At 35.1% G+C, this 14,662-nt stretch carries 20 protein-coding genes and 1 other RNA gene; 2 read left to right on the top strand and 19 right to left on the bottom strand.

Annotated elements, in window-relative coordinates; all coding sequences use genetic code 11:
* The first annotated feature begins 211 nt into the window (after positions 1-211).
* Positions 212-2,122 carry an ABC-F family ATP-binding cassette domain-containing protein gene (locus F5ESL0230_RS06265; RefSeq protein WP_122022068.1) on the top strand — a complete coding sequence of 637 codons (1,911 nt, stop codon included), beginning with the start codon at positions 212-214 and terminating at the stop codon, positions 2,120-2,122.
* Between the two features lie 53 nt (positions 2,123-2,175).
* A complete protein-coding gene (locus tag F5ESL0230_RS06270; RefSeq protein WP_090093853.1) occupies positions 2,176-2,580 on the top strand; it encodes a GNAT family N-acetyltransferase in 405 nt (134 codons plus the stop codon).
* A gap of 47 nt (positions 2,581-2,627) precedes the next feature.
* Here the strand turns inward: F5ESL0230_RS06270 and tsaD are convergent, their stop codons facing one another.
* From tsaD to F5ESL0230_RS06360, 19 genes are all read right to left on the bottom strand, one after another.
* Positions 2,628-3,665: a tRNA (adenosine(37)-N6)-threonylcarbamoyltransferase complex transferase subunit TsaD gene (tsaD, locus tag F5ESL0230_RS06275; protein WP_122022069.1), complete on the bottom strand. Its 1,038-nt coding sequence runs from the start codon at positions 3,663-3,665 to the stop codon at positions 2,628-2,630.
* 19 nt (positions 3,666-3,684) lie between these two features.
* The gene (gene rimI, locus F5ESL0230_RS06280; protein ID WP_122022070.1) at positions 3,685-4,215 is read right to left on the bottom strand and encodes a ribosomal protein S18-alanine N-acetyltransferase; all 531 of its coding nucleotides are present in this window, start codon (positions 4,213-4,215) and stop codon (positions 3,685-3,687) included.
* Positions 4,199-4,939: a tRNA (adenosine(37)-N6)-threonylcarbamoyltransferase complex dimerization subunit type 1 TsaB gene (tsaB, locus tag F5ESL0230_RS06285; RefSeq protein WP_122022071.1), complete on the bottom strand. Its 741-nt coding sequence runs from the start codon at positions 4,937-4,939 to the stop codon at positions 4,199-4,201. Before tsaB ends, rimI begins: the two co-directional genes overlap by 17 nt.
* Positions 4,940-4,964: 25 nt before the next feature.
* The gene (locus F5ESL0230_RS06290) at positions 4,965-5,483 is read right to left on the bottom strand and encodes a folate family ECF transporter S component (protein WP_122022072.1); all 519 of its coding nucleotides are present in this window, start codon (positions 5,481-5,483) and stop codon (positions 4,965-4,967) included.
* 57 nt (positions 5,484-5,540) lie between these two features.
* On the bottom strand, positions 5,541-6,278 hold the full coding sequence (locus tag F5ESL0230_RS06295; RefSeq protein ID WP_122022073.1) for an acyl-[acyl-carrier-protein] thioesterase: 738 nt from the start codon (positions 6,276-6,278) through the stop codon (positions 5,541-5,543).
* A 9-nt stretch (positions 6,279-6,287) separates the two neighbouring features.
* Positions 6,288-7,148, bottom strand: a complete 861-nt coding sequence (gene rsmI, locus F5ESL0230_RS06300; protein WP_122022074.1) for a 16S rRNA (cytidine(1402)-2'-O)-methyltransferase — start codon at positions 7,146-7,148, stop codon at positions 6,288-6,290.
* A gap of 12 nt (positions 7,149-7,160) precedes the next feature.
* The gene (yabA, locus tag F5ESL0230_RS06305) at positions 7,161-7,496 is read right to left on the bottom strand and encodes a DNA replication initiation control protein YabA (protein WP_090093887.1); all 336 of its coding nucleotides are present in this window, start codon (positions 7,494-7,496) and stop codon (positions 7,161-7,163) included.
* Positions 7,497-7,507: 11 nt separating this feature from the next.
* Entirely contained in the window at positions 7,508-8,368 is an 861-nt protein-coding gene (locus tag F5ESL0230_RS06310) for a DNA polymerase III subunit delta (protein WP_122022075.1), read from the bottom strand.
* Positions 8,369-8,692 (bottom strand): cyclic-di-AMP receptor, encoded by a 324-nt coding sequence (locus F5ESL0230_RS06315; RefSeq protein ID WP_118895924.1) that lies wholly within the window; start codon positions 8,690-8,692, stop codon positions 8,369-8,371.
* A 5-nt stretch (positions 8,693-8,697) separates the two neighbouring features.
* Positions 8,698-9,345, bottom strand: a complete 648-nt coding sequence (tmk, locus tag F5ESL0230_RS06320) for a dTMP kinase (RefSeq protein ID WP_122022076.1) — start codon at positions 9,343-9,345, stop codon at positions 8,698-8,700.
* Between the two features lie 103 nt (positions 9,346-9,448).
* Positions 9,449-9,679, bottom strand: a complete 231-nt coding sequence (locus F5ESL0230_RS06325; protein ID WP_090093835.1) for a YaaL family protein — start codon at positions 9,677-9,679, stop codon at positions 9,449-9,451.
* On the bottom strand, positions 9,679-10,278 hold the full coding sequence (recR, locus tag F5ESL0230_RS06330) for a recombination mediator RecR (protein ID WP_118895926.1): 600 nt from the start codon (positions 10,276-10,278) through the stop codon (positions 9,679-9,681). Before recR ends, F5ESL0230_RS06325 begins: the two co-directional genes overlap by 1 nt.
* Positions 10,279-10,608: a YbaB/EbfC family nucleoid-associated protein gene (locus tag F5ESL0230_RS06335; RefSeq protein WP_090093831.1), complete on the bottom strand. Its 330-nt coding sequence runs from the start codon at positions 10,606-10,608 to the stop codon at positions 10,279-10,281.
* Positions 10,609-10,622: 14 nt separating this feature from the next.
* A complete protein-coding gene (dnaX, locus tag F5ESL0230_RS06340) occupies positions 10,623-12,413 on the bottom strand; it encodes a DNA polymerase III subunit gamma/tau (protein WP_122022077.1) in 1,791 nt (596 codons plus the stop codon).
* Between the two features lie 55 nt (positions 12,414-12,468).
* An RNA gene (ffs, locus tag F5ESL0230_RS06345) (signal recognition particle sRNA small type) lies at positions 12,469-12,562 on the bottom strand.
* A 28-nt stretch (positions 12,563-12,590) separates the two neighbouring features.
* On the bottom strand, positions 12,591-13,121 hold the full coding sequence (gene tadA, locus F5ESL0230_RS06350; RefSeq protein WP_122022078.1) for a tRNA adenosine(34) deaminase TadA: 531 nt from the start codon (positions 13,119-13,121) through the stop codon (positions 12,591-12,593).
* Positions 13,121-13,741: a class I SAM-dependent methyltransferase gene (locus tag F5ESL0230_RS06355; RefSeq protein ID WP_122022079.1), complete on the bottom strand. Its 621-nt coding sequence runs from the start codon at positions 13,739-13,741 to the stop codon at positions 13,121-13,123. The genes tadA and F5ESL0230_RS06355 overlap by 1 nt, the downstream gene beginning before the upstream one ends.
* A gap of 131 nt (positions 13,742-13,872) precedes the next feature.
* On the bottom strand, positions 13,873-14,010 hold the full coding sequence (locus tag F5ESL0230_RS08450; RefSeq protein WP_158592431.1) for a hypothetical protein: 138 nt from the start codon (positions 14,008-14,010) through the stop codon (positions 13,873-13,875).
* Between the two features lie 449 nt (positions 14,011-14,459).
* Complete coding sequence (locus F5ESL0230_RS06360) at positions 14,460-14,657, bottom strand: hypothetical protein (protein WP_122022080.1); 198 nt, start codon at positions 14,655-14,657, stop codon at positions 14,460-14,462.
* Positions 14,658-14,662 lie beyond the last annotated feature (5 nt).

Below are 14,662 nucleotides of genomic sequence, written 5' to 3' on the forward strand. Positions count from 1 at the left end.
ACTCATCAATTATTTATTATTTTACCTATAAACTAGTGTTAGTTGCAAATATTTTTCACAATCTTTTAGATTTTAACACAACAAACACTACTTATCTAATTATTTTCAATGCCTCAAAAATCAACTATTAATTTATCTTGCTATATTTTGAAACAGACCATAGTCACTTTTAACTCGCTTCATATGCTAAAATAGTTTTTAGGTGAAAAATATGATAATTGCACAAGGACACGATTTAGAAAAACAATTTGGAGCTACTACACTATTTAAAAATGTCAATTTTTCAATCAATTCAAATGCAAGAATTGGCTTAGTGGGCTCAAATGGGGTAGGTAAAACTACTCTTTTAAAAATTATGACAGGTGAAGAAGAAGCTACACACGGTGAGTTTATTGTTAATAAAGCAATTGAAGTGGGCTACAGCGCTCAAGAAAAAGCTTTAAATGAAAATAAAACCATTTGGGACGAATTACTCGGTGTTTTCTCTTCTTTAATCGAAATGAATACACAAATGCAAGTAATGCAACAAAAAATAGCTGAACATCCTCAAGATAGTCAACTTTTAAAAAAATATGATCAATTACAATTTGATTTTGAGCAAAAAGGTGGCTACAGCTATCAAGCTGATATTAAAAGTATTTTACATGGCTTTAATTTCCCAGAAGAAACTTGGTCTAAAACTATCAGCAACCTATCTGGTGGAGAAAAGACCCGCTTAGCCTTAGTCAAACTACTTTTACATAAGCCCCCCCTACTTCTACTTGATGAGCCAACTAACTATTTAGATTTAAATACGTTAGATTGGCTAGAAGCATTCCTTAAAGGTTACAATGGAGCAATTTTAGTAGTTTCACATGATCAGTACTTCTTAGACCATTTGGCCAACCAAATCTTTGAATTACAATTTGGCCAATTAACAGCCTTCAAAGGTAATTACTCCGATTACGTAAAACAGCGTCAATTAAGGGATCGTCAGCAAGAAGAGGCTTACGAAAAGCAGCAAGAAAAAATTAAAAAAGATGAAGAATTTATCCAAAAAAATCTTGTTCGCGCCACAACTACTAAAAGAGCCCAAAGTAGACGTAAGCAACTCGAAAAAATCGAGCGCATTACTCCACCAAAGCATAAAAACAAGGTCAAAATTAATTTCAAAAGTGATTGTCCCTCTGGTAAAGAGGTGTTAATCTTACATGATTTATCAATTGGTTACCCTAATAAGGTCATGGTGAATAATATTAATCTGCAAGTTAATAAAGGGGATCGCGTTGCTGTTATTGGACCTAATGGCATAGGTAAATCTACTTTACTAAAAACTATTATGAAGAAATTGCGACCTAAGATGGGTTCCATTAAATACGGAGCATCGCTTGATATTGGTTATTATGATCAGGAATTACAATTGCTGGATTCTAGTAAAACTGTGCTGGATACTATTTGGGATCGCCACCAAACTATGCCTGAACGTGATATCCGTGCTGTTTTGGCTAGTTTCTTGTTTACAGCAAAAGATATTGATAAAACGGTCGGACAACTTTCTGGTGGACAAAAAGCAAGATTAACGCTAACCGTTTTGTCCTTAGAACATAGTAATTTCTTATTGATGGATGAGCCAACTAATCATTTAGATTTGGAAGCCAAAGAAGTGCTTGAGCAAGCTTTACAAAAGTTCGATGGTACCTTACTATTTGTCTCACACGACCGCTACTTTATTAATCAATTAGCCAATAAGATTGTTGAAGTTAATCCTCAACAGGCAACAGTCTATGAAGGAGATTACACTTATTATTTAGATAAAAAAAATAAGCAACTTAACACCACCAAAATTGTGCCTAAGCTAGACAATGAAGACGCACAAAAAGCCACTAAATTATCTTACCAGGAGCAAAAAGTAAAAGACTCACAAAAGCGTAAACTACAGCGACAGGTTGAAGAAATTGAAGTTGAAATTGATAATTTAGAAAGACAACAGAAAACAATTCAGAGCGAAATGGCTGATCCGCTAATTGCAACTGACTTTAGCAAACTTGGACCTTTACAAGAAGACTTATCAGCAATTCAAACTGAACTAACTAAAACGAATGAGAAATGGGAAGAGATTATGATTGAGCTTGAAAATTTTTAATGTTAATAATATAATTTAATTTAATATAACTTTAATATTAGAAAGGAGCGTCAATGGAGTATCAAGTAACTAAAAATATAAGTTTGGCAGCATTAAAATCTTTATATGAAAGTGTCGGTTGGACTTCATACACTGTAGACATGCCCTCTTTAAAAATTGCTCTTGAAAATTCCCTAGATGTTATTGCAGCCTTTGATAATCAACAATTAGTTGGCTTAATTCGAGTTGTCGGTGATGGTATTTCGATTATTTATATTCAAGATTTATTAATTCAACCTAAATATCAGCATAAAGGAATCGGTTCTCATCTAGTAACACTAGTCTTAAAAAAATACAAAAATGTAAGACAAAAATTATTATTAACCCTTGATGAACCTAACACTCGTTCCTTTTATCAAAAATGTGGTTTTATGTCCTGCGATCAAGGATCATTAGTAGCCTTTTATCGTGAATATTAAAAAAGTTGACTTCTTTAATAAAGAGGTCAACTTTTTTAATTCAAAATCTAATCAGCATAAGGTAATTCAAGTGAAGGATCAGCATTCAGCGTTAAATCAGCAAACTTTCCTTCGTTATATAAGTTATAGGCAGCTGCACCAATCATGGCTGCATTATCACCACACAATTTTAATTCTGGAAGAATAACTTTCAAGTCAAAGTTTGAAGGAAGTTGCTTAATTTCTATCTTCATCCGATCACGTAAACCTCGATTAGCTGAAACTCCACCGCCCATAATGAAAGTTTTGGGATGATATTGCTTAATTGCGCGTATTGTTTTTTTAGCTAAGACATCAACTACTGCTGCTTGAAAACTAGCCGCTAAATCATACTTATTCAAGCTCTGATGAAGCTGATCTGCATGGTGACAGGTATTGATAAAGGCACTTTTCAGACCAGAAAAAGAAAAGTCGTAATTGTCATCTTCCATCATAGCTCGCGGAAAGTCAAATGTATCTTGTCCCCGATGCGCCCACTCATCAATCGTCTTACCGGCGGGATAATTAACACCCAGCACTCGACCAATTTTATCATATGCTTCGCCTACAGCATCATCGCGCGTATCACCAACAATTTCAAAATGGGTTGCGTCCTTCAACAAAACAATTTCAGTATGTCCACCAGAAACTTGTAAAGCAAGTGCAGGATAATCAATTTTAGCAGTTAATTGCGCAGCCATGATATGACCCATAATATGATCAACGCCAATCAAAGGGATACCAGTTGCCATTGAAGCTGCCTTGGCAGCACTGACGCCAATTAAAAGTGCACCAACTAAGCCTGGTCCATAAGTTACAGCAATCGCATCAATATTCTTCCAAGTAACCTTTGCCTCTTCTAAGGCCTTTGTGGTGATTTGACTAATCACTTCAATATGGTGTCGACTAGCAACTTCAGGAACAACGCCACCAAAGCGTTGATGACTTTTAATTTGAGTAGCCACCACCATACTTTCTACTTCACAACCATTTTTAACTACTGCAGTTGAAGTTTCATCACAGGAACTTTCATAAGCTAAAATACGGACTTCTTTTTTTCTATCCAAATTTAAATCCTTCCCTTTGTTAATGCCTTAATTCCAAAATCATGCCCAGACCATCTTGCTGAACATCTTGATAATAATTCGCGTGTACAAATCTAACTCGAAAGCCTAAACTTTCATAAAGCAGACGTGCCCTTTCATTGTCTGCCCTAACTTCTAAACTAATCAAGTAACATTGCTGCTTTTTAGCAAATTTAGATAAAAGTTGGATTAGATATGTGCCCAAACCATGATTTTGCCATGCTGGATCGACTGCTAAATTAGTAATATGCGCTTCCTTACCTTGTAGCCTTATTCCAGCTAAAGCAATTAACGCTGTTTCCTTGTAAACCAACAAATAGAGCGAGTCATTTTTACACAATTCAGCTTGAAAAATTGTGCTATTCCATGGTAAGTAGCCATGATAAACCCTGCTTTCCAGTAAAAGTATCTTAGAAAGGTCACTTAGTTGAGCTGGCACTATTTTTAAACAATGGTTGTTCATTTTAAAGGTAAACGCCTTAAAAGCAAGTCCGTGCTCTGAATAGAATGCTTGGCTAAACTTCTTCCACATACTTACTATCTGGGCCGAAATCTTGCCCCGTCTTTTTGTGCCAGTCTACTTCTGCTTGCGTTCGGCGCAGATAATTAGGTAATAATTTATCTGGCTCGACTGTTTTTTCAGAATTTGCTAATCGCCCAATAAGACCCGCATGAATTTGATTTTGTTGCATTGAGCCGTAACTGTATGGTACATCAATGTTTTTAATTAATTCTGCCTGTTTTTCAAAACCTGTACCCACAAAAATAACTTGCTTAAGTTTATGATCGACAAAATAATTTTTAATTTTCGTTAGTAATATGTCAATATGATAATGACCATCAGCAATTATATTAGTCAACTGCTTATCTGCATTTACATACGCACCAGCAAAGAAATTGTCATTGCGCGCATCAAGACCAGCAACAATAAGAGTTTGGGTTGCGTTACAACTTGCCGCTAATGCCTGTAGAGTTGAAACTCCAACCACTTCTTTTTGTAAAATACTGGCGAACATTTTTACTGTAGTTACGCCAATACGTAATCCCGTATATGATCCTGGTCCAAGCGCTACTGCGAAACGATCAATATCTTTAAGTTCCAAGTGATTAGACTCTAAAATATCTTTAATCAATGGATCAAGATGTTCGCTATGATTGCGCTCATCAATTTCATTTTTTTCAACTACAATTGTATCATCTTGATTTAAGGCTACACTTAAATTATTAGTTGCGGTTGACACACTTAAAATTTTCATTTTTAACTACTTTACCTTTTTCAAATTATCGATTAATCTTGATGCGTGAAATTGCCATTAAAACAAAGTAAACCACTATCATTTGAACCCAGGGAACTATTATTTCCATTGGTGCTCGCTGAACTAATGCTGCCTTATAGTCTACATTATAGAGAAGATGAAGCCATAAGGTATTCATACCAACGTTTACAATAATTGAAACTAATAATACTGCAACCACAATTCGCCATATTTTTACTGGCTTTTGATAAAAGAATAAACCATAAATAAATGGACCTACCATTGCACTTAGTGTAAAGCCAATAAAAAAGCCCCCTTGATTGCCAAATAATGCTGAAGAAACCAAATCAGCAATTCCACCTCCAGCAGCACCCCAAACTGGACCAAACATATAACCTAATAAGACACTACCGATAAAACCTAGTCCAATATGAGCTAAGCTAGTTCCAATAGTAAAGCGCTCAAGAATAATTTTCATTGCAACTATAATGCCCAACAAAATCAAATCGCGCAATTCGATCTTTAGCATTTTTTTTATTGGCATTCACAGCACTTTCTTTCCATATTTAATTTAGTTTTTTATAAAAAAGCATAAATTATATTATAACTTGCGCCATAATATTTCACAAACTGATTTGTCATTTCGATCTTGATCACTAATTGCATGATATGACTTAATCTCTGTTTCATGATCAACAGTAGTTATACATGAATATGGTAGATCACCATAACGGACTTCTAAATTAAACTTAATGTCAATTACTTTCGCTACATGCTGCTTTAAAAATTCCCGATCAAACATATCAATAAACCAATTAAAATAGTGCCCATTGGTCATATGATGATTAGTATCTAAATCATCATAGCACACCCGATACTGCCGCTTTTTGTCATACTTTGCTTGAACTCTTAATCGGGGAAAACGTGGCAATTTTTTCAAAAAAGGAATACCAATTTCGGCCATCATTTCTTGATCAGTCGAAACTAATTTACGCTTTTGTAAATCAAACAAAACCCATTCACTTTCTACATTAATTAGTTCATTTCCTTTTTGATCACTGAAAAGATAATTTCGATATTCTAAAAAGCGGTTATAGCCTACCGGTTCAGTCGAGACAATAATTTCTTCGTTTGGTTTGGGTAAGCGATTAATTTCGATATGATATTGCGTTACCACCCAGCCAAGTCCCTTTTTAGCTAAGACATTAGTACTTGCAATTCCACTACTTAACTGATGTTCGGAAACACTCATCATTAAATCAATCATTGCCGGTAATTTTAAATTTTCATTTTCATCACATTCATAAAATTCTACTTGATGTTTTTCACTATATTTCATTTGATCTACCTATAATTTTTCTTGATGGTAACGCTCATATAATTCGTTTTTAGATACATTATTTGTGGTTGCAACTTGCTTAATAGCTGATTTTTTGCTTTCACCTTGACTAACTTGTCTATCTACTAATTCAATTAACTCAGGCCATGTTAATGATTGGGGCTGGTCAGAATTTGGCGATATCAAAATCACAAATTCTCCTCGAGGAGTATTCTGCTTAAAATAATTGGTCACTTCTTCAAGTGTACCACGTATAAATTCTTCATGAATTTTAGTTAATTCACGTGCAACGACAATTTTACGCTCAGGTGAAATAACAGTCTTCATATTAGCTAGTGTTTTAGATAAACGATGCGGTGCTTCATAAAAAATTGAAGTTGCATGTGCAGCATTCATTTGGTTAAAAAATGGCTGTTGCTCACCTAATTTCCGTGGCAAAAAGCCATAATATGTAAATGGCTGTGCATCAAAGCCAGATGCAATTAGAGCTGTTGTAAAAGCTGATGCCCCAGGCAAAGGGATTACTGCAATATCATTTTCAATGCAATGCTGTACCAAAATATAACCTGGATCAGAAATGACTGGCATACCGGCATCGCTAATCTCAGCAATTACTGCTCCTTCTTTCATCATCTTAACTAATTCTGGTGCCCGTTCTTGTGAATTATATTTATGAAAAGCTAACATGTGATTGTGAACACCAATTTTTTCTAATAAGATTCCACTAGTTCTTGTATCTTCTGCTGCAATATAATCTGCATTTTGTAAAATATTTTTTGCTCTGATTGTGATATCTTCTAAGTTTCCAATAGGAGTCGGTACTAAATAAAGTTTACCTTCATCTTTATCATAACTACTTTGCCGTTGCATCTAATCTATCCTTTACCGTGATTTCTTTTTCTCACCAAAATTGTCGAGAATATCTAAACAAAACATGCAATCTGAACTAGGATCGCGATGCGAGCCATAGTACATATTACAAATGTGATAGCCTGAGTTATAAATTTGCCGTAACGATTCTAAACCACTTTGATTTTTGATTGAACCATTATTGGCTGCATTTAGTTTATCCATCTTTTCACGAAGTAATTGATTTTCTACTTTTAGCTCAGTATTTTCTTTAAGTGTATCTAAAATACTGTTTTCTAAACTCTCAATTGTCTTAGTCATCCTGACCATTGATTCATGGAGTTGTTGTAACTTTGAATAAGAATCCACCATCTATACACCTACCGTTTCCATTGCAAAGCAAGATAATCAAGAAGATTACGAAAATTAACATTACTACAACGCATTTGATCTATTTTAAGGAGGTCTTTTAGCATTTTGCCACCTGACTGCAAATTACCACTATCAATATCTTTTTGGGCTAAATCTTTTAATAAAAACCATAAATAATCTTGTTTTGCTCTACTTTTGACTGTATCAGCAAGTTGATGGGCGCTAACTAAAGCTAGTGGATTTTGTTCCACCATTTCTTCGTAAAAATATTTGCCTAACTTTGCTAAATTTGTTGTATCATCAAGTTCTTCAAGCTCATTTTGACTAAAGCCTTGTTCTATTAGTTTTTCGTTCCTATCAGTATTTTGTGAATTAGGTACAAAATTGATTATTTGCGTGCGCGATTTAATTGTTGGCAAGATTTGATTCACATTATTTGCGATTAAAATTGTAACTACCGGTGCAATCGGTTCTTCCAATAAATTAAGCAACGCATTAGCAGCGGGAAGAGATAATTTTTCAGCTTGATTAATAAAAAAGAACCTTATAGGGCTCTGAACTGGGCTCTTAGCTAGTTCTTCTTTTAAAAAACGAATTTGATCAATACTTAAACTTTGCTTATTTTCAGGTTCAATAAGTAAAACATCAGGATGATTACCTGAAATGATTTGCTGGCAATTCTTGCAAGTTCCATCCGGCTTTTCCATCCCAGTGCAATTGGATAAGCAAGCAAGCCAATAGGCTGTATTTACTGCTTCTTGTTCATTGATATCTATAAACAGATAACTATGGCCTAATTTCCCTTGTTCATAAGTACGCCTTAAGAAAGCAACTTGCTTTTGAGCGGGATTAGTAATATCAACTAGCATTTAAAATTTCTTAAATTCTTCTACTGACAACACAAAACACGTTGCACCGCCCACAGTAATTTTAACTGGTTGCCGGCTCACATCAAAACCAGTCATCATCATATTAGGGTTCATATACTCTTCGCGTGCTTTTGATTCATCCTTAATGATGCGCAAAACTTTTTTAACACGTTGCTCATCAACTCCAATCATAAACGTAGTATTTCCTTCGCTTAAAAAACCCCCGGTAGTTGATAATTTAGTAACTGGAATACTTTCCTTAACAAAGGCATGTTGTAACTTATTAGCGTCTTCTTTTTGAACAATTGCAATTATTAGTTTCATTATATTTAATCCTTTAACAATTCTTTTGGTAAACTGTTTATAATAATTTTAGCACAAGCCTGTACCACTTGATTAAGTGGCTTTTGCGCATCAACTATTTTGATCCGTACAGGATTTTCTTGAATAAGTTTCAGGTAACCATGGTAAACTTTTTGATGAAAAACTAATTCTTCTTGATCTAAGCGATCCACTTTTATTGAACGATTTTTTACAATTCTAGCTAAACCAACTTTAGGTTCGATATCTAAAAAAATTGTTAAATTTGGTTCAATTTTACTAGTAGCAAAATCATTAATTTCTTTAATAGCAGAAATTCCCAGATTACGGCCAACCCCCTGATATGCAAGTGAGCTGTCCACAAAACGATCCGAAAATACAATTTTTCCTGCTTTAAGAGCTGGAATGATAGTTTCTGCCATATGCTGACTACGAGCTGCTGCATATAGCAACGCTTCCGTTTTGGCACTTATTTTTTCATTGTCGGGATCTAAAATGATCTGCCGAATTTTTTCTGCAATTTGTGAACCGCCTGGTTCACGTGTTACTAGATATTGTGTTTTAATGAGTGGCGCAATTTTAGCGACCACATGTTCTAAAACTGTACTTTTTCCGGCCCCATCTGGCCCCTCAAAACTGATAAAATAACTTTTCATAAAACTCTCCATGAGTCTATTCTACAAGAGTTTGTTCTATATGAACACCCTAACGTACTTTTAATTTAAACAAAAATAAAAAAGTCCTATAATCAAGGACTTTTTATTCTGAAATCGCATTGGTAAAACCACTAAATCTTGTGTTTCGGTGCCGTGCCTCGTCATACAAAAAAGCATATTTAGCAAGTAAAATTTTCCCTGCAACTATATTATTTTCTGACATATCAAGCGTTGTTGCATCTAAACTTTTTTCTACCGCAATTTCGGCTTGTAATTTTTCAATAGTAGTTATTAATCGCTGATCGCCTAATTCTTTAACTTTATTTTGTGACATTAAATTGATGTTCTCCCTTGTACTGCCCGCTTTAAAGTAATTGAATTTGCATACTCAATATCACTACCTACAGCAAGACCTGCAGCCAAACGTGTCACTTTAATTCCAGCCGGCTTAATTAACTTTCCAATATACATCGCTGTTGCTTCACCTTCTGGCGTTGAGTTTAGGGCTAAAATCACTTCTTTAACCTGGTCTTGTTTTTGTAAGCGAACAATAAGCGATTTAATGTTGATTTCTTCTGGACCAATCCCATCTATTGGCGATAAAACACCATGTAAAACATGATATAAACCGCTATATTCGCCCATTTCTTCAAAAGCCATGACATCTTTAGGTTGTTCAACCACCATAATCGTTGACTGCTCACGCTCAGAATTGCTACAAATTACACATGGGTCGTGCTCTGTGATATTGCCGCAAATCGAACAACGATGCAATTTTGCTTTAACTTCATTTAGTGCAATACTAAAATCATGAACATCATCATCAGGCATATCAAGTGTATAAAAAGCTAAGCGAATTGCTGTTTTTTCACCAATTCCGGGCAACTTCATATAAGAATCAATTAAATGTGCAATTGGTGTTGGATATTGCAATTAAATCATACCCTTCGTGTACTTACCTAAACTAGCTTGTGTAGCCTCATCAATTTTTGTTAATCCCTTATTAACTGCATCAATCACTAAGTCTTGTAACATATCTGGATCATCTGGATCAATGGCATCTTTGTTAATTTTAATCCCCTTTAAGTGGCGATCACCACTAAAGGTGGCCACAACTAAATCATCAACCGAGCTACCAGTAAATTCTTGCTCAGTGAGATTTTGTTGTTCTTGCGTCATTTGCTCTTGTAACTTTTTAGCTTGTTTCATCATTTGTTGCATATTCATGCCACCAATTCCACCAAAACTAGGTCTTTTACTCATCTTTTTCTCCTTTATTAATCTTTTATATTTACTGCTTCACCAAATAAGTCTTTGGCTTTGGCAACAACTTCAATATCAGTTTTATCCTTAAGTTCACTTAATTCTTTACTACTATTTTTGGGACTAGCAGTCTGCTTTTTTTTATTTGCCAGCTCTTGCCGATGGCTTTGTAAAAATTCACTGCGAACAGTAAACCAATCCTTATCTGGGACTAAAACAATTTCATAATTATGTTGCGTCGACTTGGCAATTTGATTAGTTATTATTTGTAATAAATCTTCATCTGAACTTGCTTTTTCAAACCAAAGGGTATACTTGCATTTCATTACAACTTGGTCTGAACTCGCTGCTACTGGCTCTAGGACCTCAAGAACGGCTCTTTGTGAAACACCTAGAACCGACTGTAAATCAGCCCAAACATCTTTAATTGTCTGCAAATCATGTTTGGTCGCATTTTCCAAAACATGATAAACCCGTTGCCGATTCTGTTGGCTAGTGTGCCCACTCTTTTTCGCTCTTTTTACGCTTTTAATTTCTTTGACTGGCTTGCTCTTTTTCGTCACACTATTATTTTCACTATTAATATGGTAGACTCGGCTACTATTAATGCTAGTTGTAGTCTCACTTAAGGAAGATACTTTTTGCTTTAAAACGACCATTTGCTCTTTTAAAGCATGAATTTCTTCGCTTAATTTTTTTTCAGAATTAGTGCTATTCGCTTCACCTAAGCTAGTTTGACTAGTACTTTCAACTATGAATACTTCAAGTGGGATTTGTTGCTGATTGGTATATCTCAAATTAGTCAAAGCATTATTGGCAAAAACTATCAGATCAAAATAGCTATCTACTGTAAATTCTTTAATTTGCTCAATGAAAGTTTCACTACAAAAATTACTATGATTATCAGTCCCAGTTTTGAGCACTAACAAACAGTTAGTTGCCAAATCAATTAACTCATCTAAAATATTTTTTGAGCTGGCACCCTGTTGCAACTGCTTATGGGCAAGTTCTATTGCCTTAACGGCATCCTTATTTAAAATTGCTAATAAAATTTGTTCAATCGTTTCTCTAGCAGCAAAACCTGTAATTTCTAAGGCAGTAGCATATTTTACTGTATCTTGTTCATAACTTAATAATTGATCTAAGATACTTAATGCATCCCGCATACCACCATCAGCAACTTGAGCAATCACCTTTAAAGCTCGATCTTCATATTTGATATTTTCTTGCTCAAGAATATACTTCATCCGTTGCTTAAGATCATGATTAGTAATCCGTTTAAAATTATAACGCTGCGTTCTAGAAATAATGGTAGCAGGAACTTTTTGCAATTCGGTTGTTGCCAAAATAAAAACTACATGCTCAGGTGGCTCTTCCAATGTCTTCAATAGTGCATTAAATGCCCCCATTGATAACATGTGAACCTCATCAATAATATATACCTTATACTTACCCTGCGTAGGCGCATATTTTACTTTATCACGAATCTCACGAATTTCGTCAACCCCATTATTTGAGGCAGCATCAATTTCCATGATATCAGCCATAGCACCCTTATCAGCAGCAATACAATTAGCACATTCATTGCAGGGCTCGCCATCTTGGAGATTAGTACAATTTAAAGCTTTGGCAAAAATTTTTGCACACGAAGTTTTCCCTGTTCCCCGCGGTCCAGCAAAAAGAAAAGCATGCGAAATGGTATCACGCTTAATCGCGTTTTTTAAAGTATTTGTAATATCTGCTTGACCAACTACACTGTCAAAAGTTCGTGGTCGCCATTTGCGGTATAAAGCTTGATAAACCATTGATAATCTTCCCTAGTAAAAAACTCTTAACTCTTCGAAAGAGTTAAGAGTTTGTAAATGTCTAATAAAAGGCACATGTCCAAGCAACCTTAGTGCTGCTACCTTCCGGTCCTGACACGCTTTGGAGGTCGAACATTGCCCATAAAGTATAATAACTTATTTTACTAAATTTTTCCACTAATTTGCGGAATCTTTTCCGATTTCCTGATCATTTTTTAAAGCTTTTTTGGCTAATTTTTGTTTCCGGCGAATTGCTCGGAAAAAATCCTTTAACATTTGACTAGCTTCTTCACGGTATAAGCCGCGAATAACCTGAGGATGATGATTAAATTTACTAATGCTAAACAAGTCAATCACACTGCCTGCCGCACCAGCTTTAGGATCCAAGGCGCCAAAGTAGACGCTTTTTATTCTGGAATTGATAATTGCCCCAGCACACATTGGGCATGGTTCTAGTGTGACAAACAAGCTACAATCGATTAATCGCCAAGTGTTTAGCTTAGTGCATCCCTGCCTAATTGCCATCATTTCAGCATGTTGCGTAGCATCTTGATCAAGTTCGCGCCGATTATACCCGCTACCAATAACTTGACCAGCTGGATCCACTAAAATTGCACCAATCGGAACTTCACCTTTTTCTTGCGCTTTATTTGCTTGCTCAAAGGCTAATTGCATGTACTTTTTCTTTTCTTCACTTGAAAAAGACATTAATTATTCACCGCCTGCAAAATGTAGTAACCTTTATCTCGGTCCAAGATGGTGCAATTCCCAAAAGTAGCCTTTAAAAGCTTGCGTGCACTAGGTTCACCTTGCTTTTTTTGGATGACAACAAGAATTTTGCCATTTTTAACCAGGTGATTTTTAGCACCCGATAAGATACTGGTAACAACACTTTTACCAGCACGAATTGGCGGATTAGTCACAATTAGCCCAAATTTTTTGTCATTCGCTATTTTCTCATAAACATTAGACTGATAAATTGCCACATTGCTTATTTGATTCATGGCGGCATTTCTCTTTGCTAGCGCCAAACCGCGCTCATTGACATCAATCATCTCCACAGTTTGCTCTGGCCAAAATTTCGCAGCAAAAAGGCCCAACGGACCATAACCTGCTCCGACATCTAAAATTCCTTTAGCGGGAAAAGAAACTTGGGCCATCTGCTTAATTAAAGCACCTGAACCATAGTCGACCCGCATTTTTGAAAAAACACCTGCATCCGTGGTGAATTTTAGGTCTATTCCAGCAACATGATAGTCAACTATGTGCTCATCATGGTCCGAAGTAGGATTAGCCACATAATACATTTGATTTTTTTGCTCAGTCATCACTTACTCATCTCTAACTTTAATCTTATTGAAATTATTCTATCGTTGATTAGGCTTTTTGCAAAGAGAATTAGTAATCGCTCCTATAAAAAAATCAGTTTAAATCAATAAAATTTTAACTTTTATGTTAATTAACTTCGTTGATGCACGTTAATTGCTTTAGTACTTGGAAAAACTCTTTTTGCATAATAATACTTTTGAAAATCAGCATGCCAATTAGAGTCGGTAGGTGATGGAGCAATTCCAGTAGCATACAGGCACTGCATCACTAAGCCTGAGTCGTCAATTGATGTTCCTATTTTTTAGTGGCAACCTCGCTTAATATAGTCGTTTCTTGTAGAAGAGTAGTTCAAATTTTTATCAAGTAGACTTGCCTAATATCCCTCAATATAGAAACTACTCATTTGTGGTTGACGAAACTACTTAAGAATTTGATAACGCTAAATAGTCATAAGTGTAATTGGTTTGCTCTGATTTGCTGAACTGGAGCAACAACTTTTGGATTATTACGATATAAGTATGTTTTTTAGTCTGTTTTATTTACTCTTTCTTCAAAAATTTCAAATAAAATCTGACTAATTTAAAAAGCATGCCATTAAGTTAAGTAATCAAAGTTACTAAAAATAAAATACATGATTCTGTTTATTACAGAATCATGTATCAAACTATATTCTATAGCTAAAACAGCTAAATATATTTACTTTAAGTCCTACTAGCATTAATAAATGACACCAATAGCAGAGTATACTTGTCCTTCAGCAGTTACAGTAACAGCTCCGATACCAATTGCCTTATCGTTAGGGTTTAATAAAATCTTCTTATGATGCCAGTCAGAACCAGCATCATCATAAATATATTCATATAACATATTAGCAGCTACTTGCGCACTAGTCCCGTTTTTTAATGATATTGGCATATTTG

The sequence above is a fragment of the Lactobacillus sp. ESL0230 genome, assembly GCF_003692805.1.
Classification (GTDB): Bacteria; Bacillota; Bacilli; order Lactobacillales; family Lactobacillaceae; genus Lactobacillus; species Lactobacillus bombicola.